The organism is Xanthomonas sp. LMG 8993 (genome assembly GCF_009835065.2).
Lineage (GTDB): Bacteria > Pseudomonadota > Gammaproteobacteria > Xanthomonadales > Xanthomonadaceae > Xanthomonas > Xanthomonas arboricola.
The window spans coordinates 83,189-102,799 of sequence record NZ_QVIF02000010.1 but is presented as its reverse complement, the minus strand read 5'-3'; the positions used below and the strand labels follow the sequence as shown (position 1 = coordinate 102,799).

Annotated in this window: 18 protein-coding genes; 11 read left to right on the top strand and 7 right to left on the bottom strand. The window is 63.7% G+C overall.

Features of this window, described 5'->3' with window-relative positions; translation table 11 throughout:
* Positions 1-45: 45 nt before the first annotated feature.
* The gene (locus DYQ94_RS17095) at positions 46-351 is read right to left on the bottom strand and encodes a hypothetical protein (RefSeq protein ID WP_065031404.1); all 306 of its coding nucleotides are present in this window, start codon (positions 349-351) and stop codon (positions 46-48) included.
* Positions 352-964: 613 nt separating this feature from the next.
* Here DYQ94_RS17095 and DYQ94_RS17090 point away from each other — a divergent pair.
* Complete coding sequence (locus tag DYQ94_RS17090) at positions 965-3,223, top strand: methyl-accepting chemotaxis protein (protein WP_160954727.1); 2,259 nt, start codon at positions 965-967, stop codon at positions 3,221-3,223.
* 244 nt (positions 3,224-3,467) lie between these two features.
* A complete protein-coding gene (locus DYQ94_RS17085; protein ID WP_024939953.1) occupies positions 3,468-3,743 on the top strand; it encodes a hypothetical protein in 276 nt (91 codons plus the stop codon).
* Between the two features lie 337 nt (positions 3,744-4,080).
* On the opposite strand, the gene DYQ94_RS17080 is transcribed toward DYQ94_RS17085, so the two are convergent.
* Complete coding sequence (locus DYQ94_RS17080; protein ID WP_126966738.1) at positions 4,081-5,109, bottom strand: Gfo/Idh/MocA family protein; 1,029 nt, start codon at positions 5,107-5,109, stop codon at positions 4,081-4,083.
* A gap of 151 nt (positions 5,110-5,260) precedes the next feature.
* Here DYQ94_RS17080 and DYQ94_RS17075 point away from each other — a divergent pair, with 151 nt between their 5' ends.
* The 5 genes from DYQ94_RS17075 to DYQ94_RS17055 all read left to right on the top strand — a co-directional run bounded on the left by DYQ94_RS17075 (position 5,261) and on the right by DYQ94_RS17055 (position 8,584).
* The gene (locus DYQ94_RS17075; protein WP_024939951.1) at positions 5,261-5,476 is read left to right on the top strand and encodes a hypothetical protein; all 216 of its coding nucleotides are present in this window, start codon (positions 5,261-5,263) and stop codon (positions 5,474-5,476) included.
* Positions 5,477-5,563: 87 nt separating this feature from the next.
* Entirely contained in the window at positions 5,564-6,559 is a 996-nt protein-coding gene (locus DYQ94_RS17070; protein WP_184429139.1) for an acyl-CoA dehydrogenase family protein, read from the top strand.
* A complete protein-coding gene (locus tag DYQ94_RS17065) occupies positions 6,547-7,308 on the top strand; it encodes a PIG-L deacetylase family protein (protein WP_126966737.1) in 762 nt (253 codons plus the stop codon). The genes DYQ94_RS17070 and DYQ94_RS17065 overlap by 13 nt, the downstream gene beginning before the upstream one ends.
* Positions 7,305-7,901, top strand: coding sequence for a class I SAM-dependent DNA methyltransferase (locus DYQ94_RS17060; RefSeq protein WP_126966736.1), 597 nt, complete (start codon positions 7,305-7,307; stop codon positions 7,899-7,901). The genes DYQ94_RS17065 and DYQ94_RS17060 overlap by 4 nt, the downstream gene beginning before the upstream one ends.
* Positions 7,898-8,584: a glycosyltransferase family 2 protein gene (locus DYQ94_RS17055; RefSeq protein WP_102252124.1), complete on the top strand. Its 687-nt coding sequence runs from the start codon at positions 7,898-7,900 to the stop codon at positions 8,582-8,584. The genes DYQ94_RS17060 and DYQ94_RS17055 overlap by 4 nt, the downstream gene beginning before the upstream one ends.
* Before the next feature lie 585 nt (positions 8,585-9,169).
* Here DYQ94_RS17055 and DYQ94_RS17050 read toward each other — a convergent pair.
* Positions 9,170-10,450, bottom strand: coding sequence for a two-component system sensor histidine kinase NtrB (locus tag DYQ94_RS17050; RefSeq protein ID WP_126966735.1), 1,281 nt, complete (start codon positions 10,448-10,450; stop codon positions 9,170-9,172).
* Positions 10,451-10,500: 50 nt separating this feature from the next.
* On the opposite strand from DYQ94_RS17050, the gene DYQ94_RS17045 reads away from it, so the two are divergent.
* Positions 10,501-10,893, top strand: a complete 393-nt coding sequence (locus DYQ94_RS17045; protein ID WP_372358761.1) for a response regulator — start codon at positions 10,501-10,503, stop codon at positions 10,891-10,893.
* A 296-nt stretch (positions 10,894-11,189) separates the two neighbouring features.
* Here DYQ94_RS17045 and DYQ94_RS17040 read toward each other — a convergent pair whose 3' ends face one another.
* From DYQ94_RS17040 to DYQ94_RS17030, 3 genes are all read right to left on the bottom strand, one after another.
* Positions 11,190-11,876 (bottom strand): thermonuclease family protein, encoded by a 687-nt coding sequence (locus tag DYQ94_RS17040; protein WP_102256752.1) that lies wholly within the window; start codon positions 11,874-11,876, stop codon positions 11,190-11,192.
* Between the two features lie 411 nt (positions 11,877-12,287).
* Positions 12,288-13,613, bottom strand: coding sequence for a PQQ-dependent sugar dehydrogenase (locus DYQ94_RS17035; protein WP_102256753.1), 1,326 nt, complete (start codon positions 13,611-13,613; stop codon positions 12,288-12,290).
* On the bottom strand, positions 13,610-14,026 hold the full coding sequence (locus DYQ94_RS17030; protein WP_160954743.1) for a hypothetical protein: 417 nt from the start codon (positions 14,024-14,026) through the stop codon (positions 13,610-13,612). The genes DYQ94_RS17035 and DYQ94_RS17030 overlap by 4 nt, the downstream gene beginning before the upstream one ends.
* A 57-nt stretch (positions 14,027-14,083) precedes the next feature.
* On the opposite strand from DYQ94_RS17030, the gene DYQ94_RS17025 reads away from it, so the two are divergent.
* Positions 14,084-14,380 carry a hypothetical protein gene (locus tag DYQ94_RS17025; RefSeq protein WP_126966734.1) on the top strand — a complete coding sequence of 99 codons (297 nt, stop codon included), beginning with the start codon at positions 14,084-14,086 and terminating at the stop codon, positions 14,378-14,380.
* Positions 14,381-14,742: 362 nt separating this feature from the next.
* Positions 14,743-15,381 (top strand): carboxymuconolactone decarboxylase family protein, encoded by a 639-nt coding sequence (locus tag DYQ94_RS17020; protein ID WP_102581659.1) that lies wholly within the window; start codon positions 14,743-14,745, stop codon positions 15,379-15,381.
* 88 nt (positions 15,382-15,469) lie between these two features.
* Here the strand turns inward: DYQ94_RS17020 and DYQ94_RS17015 are convergent, their stop codons facing one another.
* A complete protein-coding gene (locus tag DYQ94_RS17015) occupies positions 15,470-15,745 on the bottom strand; it encodes a hypothetical protein (protein ID WP_024940668.1) in 276 nt (91 codons plus the stop codon).
* 1,023 nt (positions 15,746-16,768) lie between these two features.
* Between DYQ94_RS17015 and DYQ94_RS17010 the strand changes: the two genes are divergently transcribed.
* Positions 16,769-19,558 (top strand): S8 family serine peptidase, encoded by a 2,790-nt coding sequence (locus DYQ94_RS17010; protein ID WP_160954728.1) that lies wholly within the window; start codon positions 16,769-16,771, stop codon positions 19,556-19,558.
* Positions 19,559-19,611 lie beyond the last annotated feature (53 nt).

Genomic DNA, 19,611 nt, shown 5'->3' with positions numbered 1-19,611 from the left:
CCGAACACGACTCTCTGAGCACTTCCTACTGCTGAAGCAACATGCTTATCGCGCTGCGTCCTTGTTCACCTGCGCGCGTGCGAGCGCGCTGGCCGATACCAGCAGATCCGGCAGTTCCTGGCGGAAGGCCTCGGCTTGCCCGGCCTGCAAGATCCCGTGAAAGCTTGCGTTGTCGAACACCGGCCTGCCCTGCAGGAAGAAGCCATCGCGGCCTTGCACGACGAAATGGAAACACGCCTGCCAGCGCGGGTCCGGGCTGGCCGATAACTGCACTACCACCTCGCTGCCGGCTGATGCGGTGCTTGCCGGGGTGACCGTGATCGTTCGCGCGGTGATCTGACTGCTGTTCATGCCGACCATGATCACGCTTGGGACGTGGTGGCGGAGTGAGCCGGTGATGGCACGACATGACATCCGGAGCGGAAGCGCCGACTGACCAACGTATCGAGACACCGGCCAGCGCGCATGCCTGACACCAGCGACGATGGTGCCAACCGTTGCAACCGCGCTGGCACGTTTCTTCCGGCGTGCCGGCAACGTTGCCGACGTCCTTGCGAGTTCGCCTTTGCCGACACTGCGTGCAGACACAAGATGCCGGCCAGGCGACGCAGCGGCAGATCGATGCGCATCGCGCCAGCAACGCTTGCGCTGGACGCTGCATTGCGCGCCGCCGACGACGGAATGATTGGATGGGTCATTCATGCAGCGGCTGCCTGTCAATCGGCACAGACCAGACATCAAGAGCAGCGCGGATGCGAGCAGCGTCTTCAGTATCGTGCTGACGTCGTCGCGCTGCCAGTCGGTTTTTTCCTGACCGGCGTGAATAAAAACGCACGCTAAATACGAGCCGAGATGATTGGTTCAAGTTTCCGATTTTTGCGTCGTTATCACGTTGCCGAGGCATTCACGCGAACATCACGCGACCTGCCGCCGGTGCCACCCACTGGACATCAGGACGACCCGCATGACCGCCTATTTGCAACGCTATAACGTCGGGCGCCGTCTCGGCGTCGCCTTCGGCATCCTGATTCTGTTGTCGGGCCTGCTGGTGGCAACCGGCCTGGTCACCATGGCCAAAGCACGACAGCAATTCGATTTCATCGTGCTTGACCGCATGGCCAAGATCCAGATCGGCAACGGCATGCTGGATGCCAACTCATCGATCCTGATCGCGCTGGGCACCTATGCCATGGCCACCAGCGACGAACTCAACAACGAAGCGCTGGCCACCATCAAGGCGCAGCGCCAGCGCTACAACGACCTGCGGGCCAAGCTCGATACGCTGCCCAGCTCCGAGGAAGGTCGCAAGATTCGCGCCGAGATGGACGCGCGACGCGCCATCTCGGGCAAGATCAACGACCAGGTCATGGCGCTTGCCGCTCAAAACGACAACGCGCCTGCGCAAGCCTTGCTCAGCGAAAAGGCACGCCCGGCGACGATGGCGTGGCAGGACAAGATCCGCGAACTGGTGACCCGTCAGGAAGGCCAGAGCCAGCAAGCCTATGCCGATGCGGTAGCGTCGATGAATCGCGGCAAGCTGCTGATCATCTTCGGTGGCATTGCCGTGGTGGTGATCAGCAGCCTGCTCGCCTGGCTCATCACCCGCAGCCTGACCCAGCCGCTTGCACGCGCCACCAACGCCGCAGAGGCGATTGCCAACGGCCAGCTGGACAACGACGTGGAAAGCGACGCCAAGGATGAAACCGGCCGCCTGTTGCGTGCCATGCGTGGCATGCAGAAGCAGTTGCAATCCTTGCTCGACGCGCAGAGCGACATGGCCAGGCGACACGATGATGGCCAGACCAGTTTCCGCATCGATGCTGCGGCGTTTCCTGGCGACTACGGCCGCATGGCCAAGGACACCAATACGCTGGTGGCGTCGCATCTGGCGGTGCAGACCAACCTGGCACGCATCATGGGGCGCTACGCCATCGGCGACCTCAGCGAGAGCATGGACCGCCTGCCCGGCGAGAAGGCGGTGCTGACGCAGACCATGGACGAGGTAAAGGCCAACCTGTCCGCGATGAACCGCGAGATCAAGCAGCTGGCGCAATCCGCAGCCAACGGCGACTTCAGCGCACGCGGCGATGCCGAGCGTTTCCAGTACGACTTCCATGTGATGGTCGATAGCCTCAACCAGTTGATGGCCACTGCCGACGGCAACCTGCAATCGCTGTCGTCGCTGCTGCGGTCCATCGCCGCAGGCGACCTCACCGCGCGGATGACCGGCGACTTCAAGGGCGTTTTCGCGCAGATGCGTGATGATGCCAACGCCACTGCCGCGCAGCTGGCCGAGATTGTCGGCCGTATCCAGCACTCGGCCGTGTCGATCAATTCTGCCGCCAGCGAAATCGCTGCCGGCAATCAGGACCTGTCGCAGCGTACCGAACAGCAGGCCGCCAACCTGGAAGAAACCGCCGCGTCGATGGAAGAGCTGACCTCCACCGTGCGCCAGAATGCCGAACACGCCCGTCAGGCCAATCAACTGGCAATCGGTGCGGCAGGCGTGGCATCGCAGGGCGGCGAGATCGTGAGCAAGGTGGTGGGCACCATGGCCGGTATCGAGGCCTCGTCCAAGAAGATTGCCGACATCATCTCCGTCATCGACGGGATCTCGTTCCAGACCAACATCCTGGCCTTGAATGCGGCGGTGGAAGCGGCACGTGCCGGCGAACAGGGCCGCGGCTTTGCGGTGGTGGCATCGGAAGTGCGCACGCTGGCCCAGCGCTCCACCGCTGCGGCGAAGGAGATCAAGAGCCTGATCGACGATTCGGTCGAGCGGGTCGCCGAAGGCTCGACCTTGGTGCATACCGCAGGCGCCACGATGGCCGAGATCGTAGCCAGCGTGCAGCGCGTGACCGACATCATGGGCGAGATTTCCGCGGCGTCGCAGGAACAGTCGGCCGGTATCGAGCAGGTCAATACCACCGTGACGCAGATGGACGAAACCACGCAGCAGAACGCCGCACTGGTGGAAGAAGCCACCGCCGCCGCACGCTCGATGGAAGAGCAGGCCGTGCAGCTGACACAGGCGGTATCGGTGTTCAAGATCAGCGAGGGCAGCACGCGCACCACGCGGCCGGCACCGCCGGTTGCGGCCAAGCTCAGCGAGATTGCCGGCCGGCCCGCCGCCGTCAAAAGCTTGCCACGCCAGGCACCTGCAGCGAAACGCGCAGTGGCTGCAGGCACCTCGCACGATGCAAGCGACTGGCAGGAGTTCTGATCTGCGGCATCGCAAACGGCCCGGCTCGTCCGGGCCGTTTGCGTTTGAGCGCTGAGCGCATCTGCAACCGACCCATGCGCCAAAGTGCTCCATTACCGCAGGTACGAGCACGTGCACGAGGCCTTAACCCGCCCGGCCTATGCTGCGCCGGGCTGGACCGCACGCGGCGCTCTGTTGCGCTGAATATCGATCGCCGTTGTCGTCCATGCCTCCGGAAGATCATAGACATCGCAAAGGAGACTGTATGAAGAAGCTGCACACGCTTATGGCTGTCGGTTGCCTGCTGGGTCTGAGTTCGCCTGCATTTGCCGAGATCGCCAATCTGACCAATAGCGCCGATGGCGCCAATCGCGACGCGGGTATCGCGGCGGTAAAGCAGAAATTGCAGGACGCCTGCAAGTCGCGCAACGGTACCGTGGATCTGGATTCGTTCGAGGTGGTGTTCGAGAGGACCAGCAAGAACCCGGACGTCCCAAAGCCCTATTATGTCGACGCGAAAATCAAATGCGATCTGCCCTAAGCGCGGCCAACACAACGCGCCTGGCAGTGCCGAAGCGCGTCCATCGCGCATCGAGCACATAGATCACCACAAGGCCCCGCAGACGCGGGGCTTTGTTTTTGCTGCGGCCGGCCCTGCGCGTCGGGCGGCGCTTGAAGAGCGTCGATCCCTTCCTGTTAGTGAAAAACCGCATTGCGGCACGCTACGCGTTGATCGTCGCTCGCCTGCGCAACTTGGCAGACAGGCGGGCTCGCATCAGCTGCAATACCTGCTGCATTGGCAATGCGGCGGTGAACAGGGTGCATGATCGTACGCCGCTTCTGCCAGCGCGCCTTGGCTGCTGCAGACGCCCCGCCCGCTACCCCAGCTGTGCCCGCGCCGCATCCAGGGTGGTCATGATCTGGATCACTTCATCCAGCGGATGGAGTGGAGATTCCTTGCGCCCTTCCCCGATGTAACGCGCCGCGGCTGTCGCTTGCCACGACAGGCCCCCGTAGCCGCTGATTCCGGTCGGATCCATCCACACTGCGGGCGTGCCGGCGTGGTCGCTGCCGACCAGGCTCAGCGCTGTCGGGTTGTGGAACTCGCCGGCAAGGTCGATGCGGCCCTGGCTGCCGGTGACATAGGCGGTGGAACTGCTGCGGGCCACGATGGAACTGATCAGCGTGGATTGCGCGGTGCCGCCGTGCGACAGCACCATGGTCGAGAAGGCATCCACGCCGGTGTCGGTCAGCGCGCCGGTGGTCGTGATCGCGGTCGGTGCGCCCAGGATCATCGAAGAGAACTGCACCGCATACACGCCCAGGTCCAGCAGCGCGCCGCCGCCGAGCGCAGGATTGCGCTGGCGGTGCGTCGCATCGTCAGGGCCGCGTTGGCTCAGATCGGCGAACACATGGCGAAGCTCGCCCAACGCGCCATCGGCCAGCAGTTTCCGCAGCACCGAGGTATGCGGCAGGTAGCGGCTCCACATGGCTTCCATCAGGAACAGACCGCGCTGCCGCGCCTCCTGCACCAGCACGCGTGCATCGTCGGCGCAGGTGGTCATGGGCTTTTCGATCAACACATGTTTGCCCGCGCGCAGCGCCAGCAAGCCCTGCTGCAGATGTTCGCTGTGCGGGGTGGCGATATAGACGATGTCGACATCGTGGTCTTCGACCAGCGCCTCGTAGCTGTCATAGGCGCGCTGCATCGCCCAGGTGCTCGCAAAGGCCTCGGCACGCGCACGCGTGCGCGAGGCCACTGCGAATGGTCGTTGCCCGGTATGGCGGCGCAGCGCGCTCACGAACGCCGAGGCGATCGCTCCAGGCCCCAGCACTCCCCACCGCAACGCTGGCTCGCCACGCTGCGGCAGGAACAGCTCGGGCTCGGGAAACACTGTGGGCGTCATGCGCTTGGCCTCCTGGATAGCATGTGCGCGCATCCTAGCAAAGCGGGAGCAGCGTTCCCGGTGTGCCCGCCTGCGCAGCGCCATCGTGCGGTGGGAGAAACCGATCACGGCAGGCGTAACTTGCAGCGTCCTCTGTCGCCTGGCCGAAGACATGCCTGCAATCCACGTGCAGACGTTCCGGCGCATCGGCATGGCTGCAGAAGGCGATGCGGCCGTCGGGCCGCACCAGGATCGACGCGCCGGCATGCACCGTCCAATCGGCGGTGGGCGCAGCGCCATCCAGATCCGAGAATGCGCTCGCGTCGTCGGGCTGCGGCAGGGCCGCGGTTGCCTTCTGAATATCGATTTGCGCAGCAAGTTGCAGTGATTTCCTTGCGCTTCTGTTCGCTTCTCACGTCGAGAACCGTTGTCACGCGTCACACCCCTTGCACCTTGCGCTGCTTAGCGTGGCCCGATGAGCGCACGTATTTCATCGCACACCCTTGCCTTTGCATCGCACACGGGCTCAGCCCGCACCGACGGACTCAAGCAGTCGATTGCGGACAAGTGGCTACACATACATCCGACGCTGCCACTTCCCGGGCGTGGTCGCACCCTGGGGCGCTGGCAGACGCTTGCCGATATCGCGGCAGACGACCTGTGCGCGGCCAAGTTCCTGGAAGCGCATTACGACGCGCAAGCCATCTGTGCCGATCTGGGTGTGGACCTCATCACGCCGACCCAGCGTTGGGCGGTGTGGGCGGCCGAGCCGCCTGGCTCGGATATGCGTTTTTCCGGACAAGTGCTTAACGGCACCAAGGCATGGTGTTCGGGTGCCGCCCAAGTGACGCATGCGCTGGTGACGACGCGCCATGCAGGCGCCAGTTGCCTGTTTGCCGTGGCGCTGGATCAGCCCGGCATTCAGATCGACAGCAGTGCGTGGCAGGCAGTCGGCATGCAAGGCATCGAGACGGCCAATGTTCGCTTCTCCGATACGCCAGCGCGGCAGATTGGCGCAGGTGATGCGTACTTGACCCGACCTGGATTCTGGCACGGCGGTGCCGGCATCGCCGCGTGCTGGTTCGGCGCCACCGTTGCGGTTGCCGATGTGCTGCGTGCCTCTGCGCGTGTGAGCAAGGATCCGCATGCCGCCGCGCATCTGGGCGCCATCGATACAGGCCTGGCATCTGCAGCTGCGTTGTTGCGTCAGCTGGCAACGCGCATCGACGCGCAGCCGGAACAGGCACATCTGCGTGGCGTCCTGCAGGTACGCAGCGTGGTCGAAGCGGTGGCGCGCGACACGCTGGATCGGGTTGCGCGTGCGTTGGGGCCAGGCCCGCTGTGCGGCAACCGCGCACATGCGCAGCGTTGCGCCGACCTGTCGGTGTTCATTCGGCAGCATCACGCAGAACGCGACCTGCAGGCGCTGGGCGAGTTATGCCAACAGGAGACATCGCCTTGGAAGATCTAGCCGGGCAGCCCATCGAGGGCACAGGCACGCCGGAAACAGCATGGCGCTCCGCGCCGTACCTGAGCGAGCTGCCACGCGTCACGCTGTCGCAACTGATGCAAGGTAGCCAGCGCCTGGTGGTGGTGGCACCGCACCCGGACGACGAGGTGCTTGGATGTGGCGGGTTGATAGCCGCTGCGCGTGCCGCAGGCGTACCGGTAATGATCGTCGCGCTGACCGATGGGGAGCAGGCCTACCCCGACGAACCCGGCTGGCAGCCGCAGGTGCTGGGCCCGGCGCGGCGCCTTGAACTGGATGCCGCCGTGCAGCAGTTGGGTGTATTGCCTGGCGCATCGACCCACCTCGCACTGGGCGATGGCGCGCTGGCGGCATGCGAAGCGCGCATGGCACAGGTCCTCGGCGATCTGATCACTGCGCATGACACCGTGCTGGTGACCTGGGAGCGCGATGGCCATCCGGATCATGAAGCCGCATCGCGTGCGACCCATGCCGCGTGCAAGGCGCAGTCGGCGCGGCGTCTGCAATATCCGGTATGGGCGTGGCATTGGTCGCGTCCGGAAGATGGGGTATTTGCCGATGGCGCTGCCGTGCGCTTCGATCTATCGCCCGCAGTGCTGAGTGCCAAGCAGCGCGCCATTGCGTGCTTTGCCACCCAGTTGGGCCACTGCACGCCACCCGTTGCAGAGCCGATTCTGCCGCCGCCGGTGCTGGAGCGCTTTGCGCGGCCGTTCGAGGTCTTCATCCGATGACCGCGCTGAGCGTTGAGCACTTTGAGCAGATGTACGCCGATGCAGACCCGTTCGGTTATCGCTCGCGCTGGTACGAGCAGCGCAAGCGCGACATCCTGCTCGGTGCCCTGCCCTATCCGAGGTTCGCGCGTGGCTGGGAATTTGGCTGTTCCAATGGCGAGCTGACCGCGCAGCTGGCGCAGCGCTGTGACACGCTGCTGGCGACGGATCTGTCGCAGCAGGCGGTCGAGCTGGCGAGCGTGCGGCTGCAGGCACTGCCTGCGGTCACGCTGCAGCAGGCCGCGCATCCGTCGGACTGGCCGGAAGAGCTGTTCGACCTGATCGTCTTCAGTGAGGTGGGGTATTACCTGGACGCCGCAGCTTTCGAAAAAACCGTGGCGTTGTTCGCCCGCTCGCTCACCGCCAACGGCTGCCTTGTGGCATGTCACTGGCGGCACGACTTCGATGGCGCGTTGCGCAGCGCCGAGCAGGTCCACAGCGCGCTGAACCAGGCATTGGCGATGGACACGCTGTGCTGTTACCAGGATGCGGACTTCGTGTTGCAGGCCTGGATGTCCGGGCCGTCGATTGCGCAACAGGAGCAGCTGCGATGATCGCGGTCACCATTCCGGCGCATAACGAAGCGGATCTGATCGGCAAGTGCCTGCAGTCCATTCTGGTGGCAGCCGCGCACCCGCATTTGGCGGGAGAGCGCGTGGAAATCCATGTCGCGCTCGACCGCTGCAGTGACGGCACCGGCGCAATTGCACGCGCGCACGGCGCAAGAACCGTCACTACCGCAGGCGGTGTCGGCATTGCCCGTGCAGCGGCGGCATCGGCCGCGATTGCGCGCGGGGCACGCTGGCTTGCGTTTACCGATGCCGACACCTGCGTGCCGCCGGACTGGCTTTCGGCGCAGCTCGATTGCGCGGCGGATGTGTTCTGCGGCGTGGTGGAGGTGACCGACTGGCACGATTTCCGTCCCGAAACACGGCAGGCCTTCCTGGCCAAGGAAATCCGCCGCGACGGGCATCCGCATGTGCATGGCGCCAATCTCGGCATGAGTGTGGCTGCGTACGTGACCGCCGGTGGTTTTTCTGCGCTCAAGTGCAGCGAAGACGTGGCGCTGGTTTCGGCGCTGGAGCGCGCAGGCATGCAGATTGCCCGCCTGGTCAAGCCGGTCGTCAATACCAGCGCTCGCCGTATTGCCCGCGCGAGCGGCGGATTCAGCGATCACCTGGCCCGCCTGGAAATGGCCGTCCTGGCTGGCGAGCCGGTACTGGAGCGTCAGGTCTAGCCATCGGGTACATCGTCAGATGTGTCCAGCAACAAGCACACGTAGTGATGGCCGGTGCTGGAGACGAACGCCCCGCGGAAACATCGCAGATAACCCCGCCACTGCCGTTGCTCAATCGTTTCGGCGCGACAAGCAATCGCGACTTTGGAGCCCGCATTTATTTGCATAAGCGGGCTGTGCATAAACCACCGCGATTGTGCTCTTCCGATTCCAGGCTACCTGCAGATCATTATCCGCGCTGCTTGCAAATCGAAAACATAGCGATCAGGGTGCAATTGCTCCTCGGCTTAATGCAATCGCTTCAAGCCGGCCATTACCGCTACCGAGGTCATGATGGACTCCACGATGTTCCGGCAGATTGGTCGTTATCGATTGACTGCACATACGGTTCCGTTGGACGGCGTCTTCTTCCCGGAGATTCTGGTGTCGTTCGACGATGGGATCACCTTGTATGGGCACAGGCGCGAGATGCGATTCGACACGCAACTTGCCGCGCACCACTATGCCAGACAATGGATGGGCAGATGCACCGTAACGCCGCTAGGTATTCTCGAGAGTATCTAGGCGTCGCCGTCACCGCTGATGTCAGCAACCAGTCGGCTCCGCCGCCGGGAAGCCAAGCGTGAAACAGGCGCCCTGCCCTGGCATCGACTGCACTTCAATATAGCCGTCGGCCTGCCTGACCGCCCCATCCACTTGTGCCAAGCCCAGCCCGGTGCCCTTGCCTGCCGGTTTGGTGGTGAAGTAGGCGTCGAACAGCTGATCGCGGATCTCCGGTGCAATGCCGCTGCCATTGTCCTGGACAGAGAGGGTGACATAATCGCCGGCGCGACGACCGGCAGCATCCACATCTGCTAGCGTCCGCGTCGCCACCGTGATGCAGACCCTGCCACGCACCGCGCAGACATCGCGCGCATTGATCACCAGGTTCAACAAGGCCCGTTCCAGCGTGTGTGGATCCGCCAGTACGGCACTGTCGCAAGTCGTGGTCTCCCACTCGACCGATACCGCAGCGCCTGCCGCCTGTTGAAGCAGGGGCAGCAGGCGCGCGACTAGCGCATTGAGCTCGACGCGTTCGGGAGCATAAGGATGCTTGCGCGCGAAGCCCAGCAGGCGTTGCGCCATGACCGAGCCCTGCTGCAGAGCGGTCTCTGCCATGCGCAAAATCTTCTGATCCGCTTCGCCAAGGGCGCCGCGCGACTGAACCACATCGATGGCAGCGCCCGCAGTTTGCAGCACGTTGTTCAGGTCGTGAACGACACCGGCCAACAGTTGCCCCACAGCCTCACCCTCCTGCGCTCGCTCGGCCACGCGCTTGGCCAGGCGCTGCGCGGCACGTGCAATATCCAGCTCGACCTCGATGCTTGGAGAATGCGCCTCTGCACGTACTTGGTCGTGCGTCGCCGCTGCAGCAGGCTCAACGTGATGGATTGCAGACTCGGTGCGGGCCTGCAGCGTCTGGTTGAGCGTGCGTAGTGCCAGTTGCGACTGCCGGCGTTCGGTGATGTCGCGATTGACCGCCAGCACCCCCTCGATCCGGCCATCCGCGTTACGCAGCGGGCTTGTCGACACCAACCAGCTCTGGAGCTGCCCGTCTGCATTCGTACATTCGGTTTCGAACTGCTGCGACTCGCCGCGCTCGGCAGCAGCGAGCGCCTGCCGCACGCGCGGCCTGAATCGCTTCGGCCATAACGACACCCAGGGCAGACCCACCACAGAGGCGGCATCGACAAACGCCACACGCGCCAGACCATGCGCGTTGACGAACCTGACGCGTCCGTCCAAGGCAATTTCCTTGATGGAATCCAGCGACAGCTCGACGACCTGTCGGTAGCGATGGTCGGGAAAGTCCTGCGTGCTGTTCATGGTTCTCAAATCGATCACGTGTTTTTCGCGTGGGAAACGTAGTGTGATGCATGCATCCTCAGAAAACCTGCTTTATGGGCTCTACAAACGAAAAACTGATTCTTGTCGTCGAGGACGATGCTGACACGCTCGAGTTGGCCACGCTGCTGCTGACCGAGAGCGGTTATGCGGTCGTCACCGCAACCGATGCGCAGGGCGCGCTGGAGCATATCGATAAGCACCCGGCGATTGCGCTGGTTTTTACCGATCTGCAGATGCCGGGGCTATTGGATGGATACGGCCTGATTTCGTATCTGCGCGCGGATGGCAACAATCTGCCGGCGATCCTGACATCGGGTCTGGGGCATTCCCCCAATGGGTTACCCAGCCGGACGACGTTTTTAAGCAAGCCCTACACACGCCGCAGCTTGGTGCAGAATATCGAGGCTTTTGTCGGGCATTAGAGCGGCCAACAGAACTACTGCGCGGCCGTCAGGCGGGCGCGCCCGGTGCTCGGAATCGGCATCACTCCTACGCTTGGGGTTCAGAGTCCCTCGTCCATAGCACCGACGAACGTTGGCTATGTTTTGTCAGCCGCTCTTGGCGTGACGGTCAGCACGCAGCTCACACCTTGCGGCGCATGTGCATGTTTCAGGTGTGGTGATTGCGCCGCGCTGGGTTGGTTGACCAAAACACCCCAGCAGGATCGACAGGCGTCGCGATCAGCTGCTCGACGCTGGATCGCACACCTTGCCAGCCATCAGCGCGCCGCGCGTCGCCAGCCTGCATTGATCGCTTCCTGGCTTGTGCAGAAAAAACGCTCGCCCTTGGCAGGTGAGATGCTGGTCCGCGTGTAATCGCGTTGCCCGGGCATATGGAAGATCTTGCTGCCCTTGCTGGAAATATTGCCCTTGATGGCGCAGTGCGCAGGCGTTTGCGTCTGCACTGCGGCCTGAGCCCGCTGTGCCGATTGCGTGCGCTTGCCGCGTCGGTAATCAGCAGGCATCTGAAAGCTGCCGGCCCAGAGGTTACGCCGTTGTTGCTGCGCGTTGCGCTCGTCGGCAACGAACGCGGTGGCGTACTCGCGGTAGGCCACCGCCCAACCGGATTGCACCATCCAGCGGTTGACCGACTGCCCCTGCACATAGCACTCGGCCACGATCCGTCCATAGCGATCGGTGTCCTTGGGTTGGCAGCGAACCGTCTTGTCGAGCAGGTAGCCATCCAGTGCGGCAGCCGAACGTCGGCCGCAAGGCCATGCGCTGCCAGCGTTGCTGGTGCATTGCTGCGCGCTTTCCGGTGCATCGATACCCCACAGGCGGATACGTTTCTGCGCGACAGTGATGGTGTCGCCATCGGTCACGGTTGCCCGGCCGACCAACTCCGCTGCGATAAGAGGTGAAGCGAAGAGCGCCACGACAACAACTACCGAACATCTGAACAACATCAACAACAAGCCTCGGGTGATCGGCAGAGCGTGGTCCGTCTGTTCTTGCCTTGGTGATTGCGTCTAGCCGATTGGCTCACTAGAGGTCCCTTGCCCTGATGCCTGCGTCGTCCAGGTCGACGCGGGGCCGGCACTGTATGTCAACTGGACGGCGATGCCTATCCCTTGTGCTGGTCCGCCAAGACAGTGCGGCGCTCGGTATTCATCGACGCACATCCCTGACAGTTGCATTCGAGGCCGATCAATCGCGATGCTGATAGACGGCCAACAGAGGCTCGTGCCTTGAAGACCTGCGCCTCTGAAAAGTTGGGTTGTTCCCGATAAGGCCTACAGGTAGCCCTGCCCCGCAGCCCGGTGCAGGTAGCATCAAATACTGCCCGGTTCTTTGCAGAACCGGGTAGACAGGCAGGCTTACTGTGCAGCCGCTTGCGGCGCGACGGGCGCCGCATCCGGCGTCACTCGCCAGATCGTATTGGCCAGGTCGTCCGCGACGATCAATGCACCACGTGGATCGAGCGTGACGCCGACCGGGCGGCCGCGGGTCAGGCCATCGTCGCCATGGAAACCGGAGACGAAGTCGATCGGGTCGCCCGCCGGGCGGCCATCGCGGAACGGCACGAACACCACCTTGTAGCCCACCGGCGGGTCGCGATTCCAGCTGCCGTGCTCACCGACGAACACACCGTCGGCAAACTGCGTTCCCATCGTGGCCGCCGAAAACGCGACACCGAGTGCGGCCACATGCGAGCCCAGCGCGTAATCGGGCACGATGGCCGATGCGACCTTCTGCGGATCCTGCGGCATGACCCGCGTGTCCACGTTCTTGCCCCAGTAGCTGTAGGGCCAGCCGTAGAAGCCGCCTTCACGTACCGAGGTGAGGTAGTCGGGCACCAGATTCGGGCCGATCTCGTCGCGCTCGTTGACCACCGCCCACAGTGCGCCACTGCCGGGCTGGATCGCCAATGCCGTGGGATTGCGCAGCCCGGTGGCATAGCTCTTGTGGGCGCCGGTTGCCGGATCCACCTGCCAGACCTGGGCGCGGTCGACTTCGGCAATCATGCCGCGCTCGGTGATGTTGCTGTTGGAGCCGATCGCGACATACAGATAGCGTCCATCGGCACTGGCGGTCAGGGCCTTGGTCCAGTGATGGTTGATGGCCGACGGCAAGTCGGTGACCTTGCTGGGTGCAGCGCTGGCCTTGGTCTGCCCTTGCTGATAATCAAAACGCACCAGCGCGTCCTGATTTGCCACGTACAGCGCGTTGCCGATCAGCGCCAGGCCATACGGCGCATTGAGCTTGTCGGCAAACACGGTCTTCAGTTCATAGGTGCCGTCGCCATCGGCATCGCGCAACAGCGTCAGCCGGTTGCCGCTCTTGACCGAGGTGTTGCCCTTGGCCTTGATCGCACCGGCAATCACGTCCTTGGGCTTGAGGTTGGGTGCATTGCCGCCGCGGCCTTCGGCGACCAGGATGTCGCCATTGGGCAACACCAGCGTCTGGCGTGGGATGCCCAGACCGGTGGCGATTGCAGTGATGCGGTAACCCGCGGGCACGGTGGGCTTGCGCTCGCCCCAGGCTGCCGGCTCGGCGATGGTCATGTCGGGCAGCAGGCCGCGATCCGGCGCAGGCAGCTCGGGACTGGCGCCGTGTTGTTTGAGCTCGGGCGCCTTGCCGCAGGAAGCGAGTGCGGCGGCGAGAATGGAAACCGACAGGACGGTAACGGCATGACGCTTCATCGGGCACCTCCCACGCGCAGGCTGGATAGCCCCGACCAGGTTGCAACGAGCGCGAATGCGGTCGCAATCGCAGAAAACACCAGTGCCGCCGGCATGATGGCCCAGGCATCGCGTGCATGATGCAGGGCGTCGAAGAAGCCGACAATCCATGCGGCACCGAGCGCAATCACATAGATCAGGTTGCGGCTTCCGCTAACGAAGCCGACGATCGCGCACAGCAAGGCGATGGTGGTCAATACCATCGCGCCGATCAGCAGCCACGCAGCAAAGTTGGCCCACTGGATCTGATGACTGCTCCAGTAAGCGTAGTCGCTCAGCAAGGCACCGAGAAACAGCGGCCACACACCGCCGAGCACGGCTGCATGGAACGGATGGATGGCCCAGGATCGGGCGGGCATGGCAGTTGAATTCATGGCGGACTCATTGGGCGCGTTGGTGAAACGTGCCCCGATGCTGCCAGCTGCCACGTGATGAGCGCGGTGATGCTGGGTCTTCTCTGCGCGATGGGCTGCACGGACAAGCATCGGGACCCCAAACCACTCATCCTGCCGAGCGACCGCTGGACCGCTGCCATGACCCTATTTCATAGAAAGATGTGCGTGCTCCAGGACGCTCTCTACGCTGGGCTCCATCCACCGGAGGAACAGACAGATGAAAACCTTAGCAATCGGCTGGCGCGGAAAAACTTCTCCGGCACCAACTGCGTTTTCGATCGCACAGCAGTACGCATCCAGGATGGCTTGAATTCCAATGCGCGTTCGCAGTGATGAGCGCCATTCATAGGACCATGCAAGTTGGATGGATGGAGCGGCGTTGCATCTGCGTCATGCTCGTTGCCGGCATGTACGGCAAGGAGACGGCGATGAAGAACGCAAGCGTGGTGCGTTCGATTCGACAAGGTCTGCGCGCAGCTGGGGCGCCATCTGCATCGTACGGTCCGGCAGTGGATGCGGCAGTGGATGCTTGGATTCGCGTTGCCTTGCCCCTAGATCGGTGGAGAGATGCGATGCCATGCGCGAGCGCGCTGCGCCGCGCGCTCCCCTCCATGGCTGCGCTGTTGTTGGGCGCAGTTGCCCTGCTCTCTGTTGCCCCCTCCCCCGCGGCAGCACATCCTTCGGAGATCACGTCCATGACGACACACGCCACCTTGTCGCCCAGGCAGCAGGCCATTGCGCCGATTGCCGCGTTTGCGGCCACCGGCGATATCGACCGCTTGAACACCGCATTGGAGGCGGGCCTCGATGCTGGCTTGAGCATCAGCGACTGCAAGGAGGTACTGGTCCAGCTGTATGCATATGCCGGGTTTCCGCGCAGCCTCAATGCACTGGCCGCGCTGATGCAGGTCGTCGATGCACGCAAGCAGCGCGGCATCGCCGATGCGCCGGGACACGAGCCCGGCCCGGTACCGAGCGGCGATGCGCTGCTGGCGCTGGGCACCGCCAACCAGACCCGTCTGGCCGGTGCGCCGGTGACCGGGCCGTTGTTTGCGTTTGCGCCGGCAATCGATCAGTACCTCAAGACGCATCTGTTCGGCGACATCTTTGCCCGCGACAACCTGGATTGGGTGAGCCGTGAACTGGCCACGATCAGCGTGCTCGCCGCCCTGGAAGGCGTGGAGGCGCAACTGCAATCGCATTTGAAGATCGGCTTGAACATCGGCGTGACCGAGGCGCAGCTGCACGAACTGGCCCAGGTGCTGGACAAGCGCGTCGGTGCGGCCGCCGGCACACGCGCCAAGGCGGCACTGGCCAAAGCCAGGGCCCAGTGAGCCTGCGGCGGGGTTCGACAACCGCAGCGCATTCTGCCGGCGCGAATGCGGCTGCCGACGGCAGCACGTCGAAACCGATCGGGCCCCGCTAAAGCGGCGCCGGGCCAGCCGCCAGCCCCGGCCGCCCACCGGCCTGCTTGACGATCAACTGACCGATGTATTGCTCGGCCAGCCTGGTGCCGATCTCCAGCGCGGTCTGCAGCGAGCCGAAGGTGGGCGCGGCCGGCAGCGGTACGGGATGCCCACAGACCTGCAAGGTCTCCAACACGATGCGCCGATGCCCGAGCTGTCGAGCGACCACGCGGTACGGCAGGCCCTGGTCGGTGCCTTCCGTGGACATTCTTTCGGTGCAGTGGGTACTCATCGGGCTCGAGCATAGCTGTGATGCCCAAATTTGGCGGCGCGGCAACTTGAACAATTTATGCAGACGCTAGCGCAGCGCCAGCGGCGCACTCCCGACAGACCGCTGCGGCCTGAACAGGCTCGGCCATGCAGCGATGACACCGATGTCGCACCTTGCGTGGCGCACGCAGCGGCGCCGATAAGAACAGAATCAGAGGAATCGGCTGTAGGGGAACGCCGAATGTTGGTTCTTCCCCCAAAAAGATCGGCTTGAATATTCTCCCAGCATTCAGCTTGATGGCCTGAAGCGAGGACGTGCCTGTCTCGACGTTTCATTCGGCGCACTGAATATCCAGCGTTTCTTCGAGCATGTCCCTTTGCGCATTTCATGCAGGAAAAGCGGGGAATTGGGCACAATGGCAGGGTTCGCTCGATTTTGGTCAATATAAATGCGGTGGATATATTCGTTCTGCAGCAGAAAATTTAATATAACTTCGATGTCACTGCGATAAAACTCATCCGATCAGGCCTGATACAGACGAGTCCGTTAGAGCTGCTAACTTACAGTCGAATCCGCTACACCGTGTGGGCAATTTACCGACATCTTCGACGCATTTCCTGATTACCTGCGATAGTCATCGCATTTAGGATTGCCGCCCCCGGAGATTCGTGACGACTTATTGTCGCGTTCGCTCTGACATTTCCTTGCAGTCGAGCCTGATAAGGCGCTTTTTAATCTGTTTTGGCTATGGATTAAATCGTGAAGTCCTATGCAGGACATTTTTCTCTGAATAGCAACTGTCCGTTCATGTTTTAGAGTTTACCGGTAGCGCCGTTAAACAATCTCGCAAGCACATGGTTCGATGCATCGGCGCATCACCGTGTTATCCGGAGCGCTTATCTGAGGGGACAGATTCGCGGCGGATAAAGTGAATAACGCGTGAAATCCAACGCCACACCGGCTTTTCCCGGTGCTGGAATCGTCTGCGCCAAATTTTAGAATTTTTGCAGTTGCGGCGCGCTAATTACCGGAATCGACCAACCCATGAATCGCTCGCTACTCGCAACCACGATCGCCTCCTGCCTTGTCCTGACTGCCTGTGGCGGCGGTGGCGGCAATGTCCGCAGTGACCCACCGCAGACCACGGTGGTCGCCCCGACGCCGTCCACTCCCCCAGCGCCCACCACGCCCACGCCCACGCCCACGACTCCAACGACTCCAACGACGCCGGACACCACCGCGGCCGACCCGCTGCCGAACACCGCGCCGACGCCGGCACCTGCCCCCGCCCGCTACCAGGGCCTGGCCAGCAACCTGCTGGTGCCGACCAATGCGGATCTGGCACAACAGGCCGGCGCCAAGGGTCAGGGCGTCAAGCTGGCGGTGCTGGACGACAACCTCTATGGCAGCTACGCGCCGATCAGCGGCAAGGTCGATACCTCCAACGATTACACCGACACCCCCGGCACCCCGGAATCCGCATCGAACGCGTTGCGCGGCCACGGCACCGTCGTCTCGGCATTGGTGCTGGGCACCGCCCAGGACGGCTTCGCCGGCGGTGTCGCGCCGGATGCGGACCTGTTCTATGCGCGCATCTGCGCCGAAAACTCCTGCGGTACCCAGCAGACCCGCCGCGCGGCGGTGGACCTGGCGGCAGCCGGCGTGCGCATCGCCAATCTGTCGATCGGCGCCTCGTATGCAGATGCAGCCAGCAGTGCCAATGCCGCACTGGCCTGGAAGTATGCGCTGACCCCGCTGGTGCAGGCCGATGCGCTGATCGTGGCCGCCACCGGCAACGAAGGCGCGGCAGAAGCCTCCTACCCGGCGGCGACGCCGGTGCAGGAAGCCAGTCTGCGCAACAACTGGCTGGCCGTGGGCGCGGTCAACATCGACAGCGCCGGCAATGCCGCCGGCCTGACCAGCTATTCCAACCATTGCGGCGCCGCCGCACAGTGGTGCCTGGTGGCGCCGGGCAGCTACTTCGCACCCGCGCTGGCCGGCACCGAGCTGCAGGGCCAGATCGCCGGCACCTCGTTCTCCACGGCCGCTGTAAGCGGCATCGCGGCGCAGGTGCTGGGCGTGTATCCGTGGATGAGCGCTTCCAACCTGCAGCAGACCCTGCTGACCACCGCCACTGACCTGGGCGACCCCGGCGTGGATGCGCTGTACGGCTTCGGCCTAGTCAATGCGGCCAAGGCGATCAAGGGCCCGGGCCAGTTCGCCAGCAACTGGGCGGCAAATGTGACCTCCGGCTACGACAGCACCTTCAGCAATGACATCTCCGGCGCCGGCGGCCTGACCAAGAACGGCGCCGGCAGGCTCACGCTCAGCGGCAACAACACCTACACCGGCGGCACCAGCGTCAGCGACGGCGTGCTCGCACTGTCCGGCAGCCTGCGTTCGGATGTCATTGTGCTCAACTCGGCCACGTTCGAATCGCGCGGCGGTGTCATCAACGGCGGCTACAGCCTGGCCAACAACACCGGCACCACCGCCATCGAATTGGGCAAGGGCTTGACCGTCACCGGCCAGGCCAGCCTGAAGGGCAACCTGCTGTTGCTGCCGGAAGCGGCTGGCTACAACGTCGGCAGCAGCGAGAAGATCGTCACGGCCGGCACGTTGCAGGGCAGCTTCGACCGGGTGCAGTACGCCAACAACTTCTTCTGGACTGCTTCGCTCGCCTACGACCCCACCACCGTCACCGCCACGTTGACCCGCAATGCCTCCGCTGCCAGCGCGCAGGCGGCCGGTGCGCCGCAGTCGGTGGTCAACGGTGCCACGCAGGCCGATACGCTGGTCAAGGTGCTGGATACGCGTGTGGCCTCCGGCGATACGGATAATCTGGGTGGCCTGATCAGCGCCACCGGCGCGCTGCTGGCCGCCAACGATGCGCAGGTTGCCGCATCGCTGCCGACCCTGGCCGGCCAGGTACACGGCATCGAGCGCACGCTGGGCTTCCAGTCGGCACTCAACGATGCACGCGTGGCGGCCGATCGCCTGCCCTACCTGGCCGACACCACCACGCTGACCACCTGGATGCAGGGCAGCTATCTGGACGGCGAACTGGGCGGCAAGGGTTTCGACTCGGCCGATTACACCCAGCAGGCCACCACCGTCGGTGTGGATCTGCCGATGGGCAACGCTGGCACCATCGTGGGTGCGGCGCTGAGTTCGGGTCAGGACCGTGCGCACATCGATGCGTCGGCCAGTCGCCTGCGCTCGGACCGTTATGCGATGACCGCGTATCTGTATCAACCGATCGGCCAGGCCTATGTGTCGGGGATCGGTTCCTACGGCATGAGCAATGTGGACACCGAACGCACGGTGCAGGCCGGCAGCATCGGCGAGCGCCTGCAGGATCGCCGCCACGACACCAACTGGTCGCTGCGTGCCGAAGTCGGCCTGATGCCGCAGGCAGGGCTGTCGCCGTTCATTGCCGCAGGCGTGGTCAGCCAGACCCAGGATGCCTTCAGCGAAGCCTCGGCCACCGGGCTGGGGTTGAGCGCCAACAGCGACACGTTGCGTGCCGGCTATGGCGAGGTGGGTGTGCGCGGTCATCTGGTGCGCGGCAAGTGGGGCTTCGATGGCTTGATCGCCTACCGTTCGCTGCTCGGCAATCCGAACTCGGACTTCACCGCCTGGTTCACCGGTCTGCCGGAAGCGCGCTTCAACGTGGCCGGCGAGCCGGTGTCCAAGCAGTCGGCGCGTGCGTCGGTGGGCGTGCGCTACCAGCTCAACGATGCCTTCTCCATCTATGGCAATGTGGGCGCCGAGCGCGGTCGTTCCGATGCCAACAGCATCAATGCCAATGTCGGCTTGCGCTGGCAGTTCTGATCGCGACCGGCACCCGACCGCACTTGGTCACTGTAACCACCGATGCCATGCAG

What these genes read in the sequence shown, in the direction of transcription:
- DYQ94_RS17050 (WP_126966735.1), bottom strand. Translation starts at nt 10,450, where the DNA reads ATGAACAGCACGCAGGACTTTCCCGACCATCGCTACCGACAGGTCGTC.
- DYQ94_RS17080 (WP_126966738.1), bottom strand. Translation starts at nt 5,109, where the DNA reads ATGACGCCCACAGTGTTTCCCGAGCCCGAGCTGTTCCTGCCGCAGCGT.
- DYQ94_RS17010 (WP_160954728.1), top strand. Translation starts at nt 16,769, where the DNA reads ATGAATCGCTCGCTACTCGCAACCACGATCGCCTCCTGCCTTGTCCTG.
- DYQ94_RS17070 (WP_184429139.1), top strand. Translation starts at nt 5,564, where the DNA reads ATGAGCGCACGTATTTCATCGCACACCCTTGCCTTTGCATCGCACACG.
- DYQ94_RS17095 (WP_065031404.1), bottom strand. Translation starts at nt 351, where the DNA reads ATGAACAGCAGTCAGATCACCGCGCGAACGATCACGGTCACCCCGGCA.
- DYQ94_RS17085 (WP_024939953.1), top strand. Translation starts at nt 3,468, where the DNA reads ATGAAGAAGCTGCACACGCTTATGGCTGTCGGTTGCCTGCTGGGTCTG.
- DYQ94_RS17015 (WP_024940668.1), bottom strand. Translation starts at nt 15,745, where the DNA reads ATGAGTACCCACTGCACCGAAAGAATGTCCACGGAAGGCACCGACCAG.
- DYQ94_RS17030 (WP_160954743.1), bottom strand. Translation starts at nt 14,026, where the DNA reads ATGAATTCAACTGCCATGCCCGCCCGATCCTGGGCCATCCATCCGTTC.
- DYQ94_RS17075 (WP_024939951.1), top strand. Translation starts at nt 5,261, where the DNA reads ATGCCTGCAATCCACGTGCAGACGTTCCGGCGCATCGGCATGGCTGCA.
- DYQ94_RS17060 (WP_126966736.1), top strand. Translation starts at nt 7,305, where the DNA reads ATGACCGCGCTGAGCGTTGAGCACTTTGAGCAGATGTACGCCGATGCA.
- DYQ94_RS17045 (WP_372358761.1), top strand. Translation starts at nt 10,501, where the DNA reads ATGCATCCTCAGAAAACCTGCTTTATGGGCTCTACAAACGAAAAACTG.
- DYQ94_RS17020 (WP_102581659.1), top strand. Translation starts at nt 14,743, where the DNA reads ATGACGACACACGCCACCTTGTCGCCCAGGCAGCAGGCCATTGCGCCG.
- DYQ94_RS17035 (WP_102256753.1), bottom strand. Translation starts at nt 13,613, where the DNA reads ATGAAGCGTCATGCCGTTACCGTCCTGTCGGTTTCCATTCTCGCCGCC.
- DYQ94_RS17090 (WP_160954727.1), top strand. Translation starts at nt 965, where the DNA reads ATGACCGCCTATTTGCAACGCTATAACGTCGGGCGCCGTCTCGGCGTC.
- DYQ94_RS17040 (WP_102256752.1), bottom strand. Translation starts at nt 11,876, where the DNA reads ATGTTGTTCAGATGTTCGGTAGTTGTTGTCGTGGCGCTCTTCGCTTCA.
- DYQ94_RS17055 (WP_102252124.1), top strand. Translation starts at nt 7,898, where the DNA reads ATGATCGCGGTCACCATTCCGGCGCATAACGAAGCGGATCTGATCGGC.
- DYQ94_RS17025 (WP_126966734.1), top strand. Translation starts at nt 14,084, where the DNA reads ATGAGCGCGGTGATGCTGGGTCTTCTCTGCGCGATGGGCTGCACGGAC.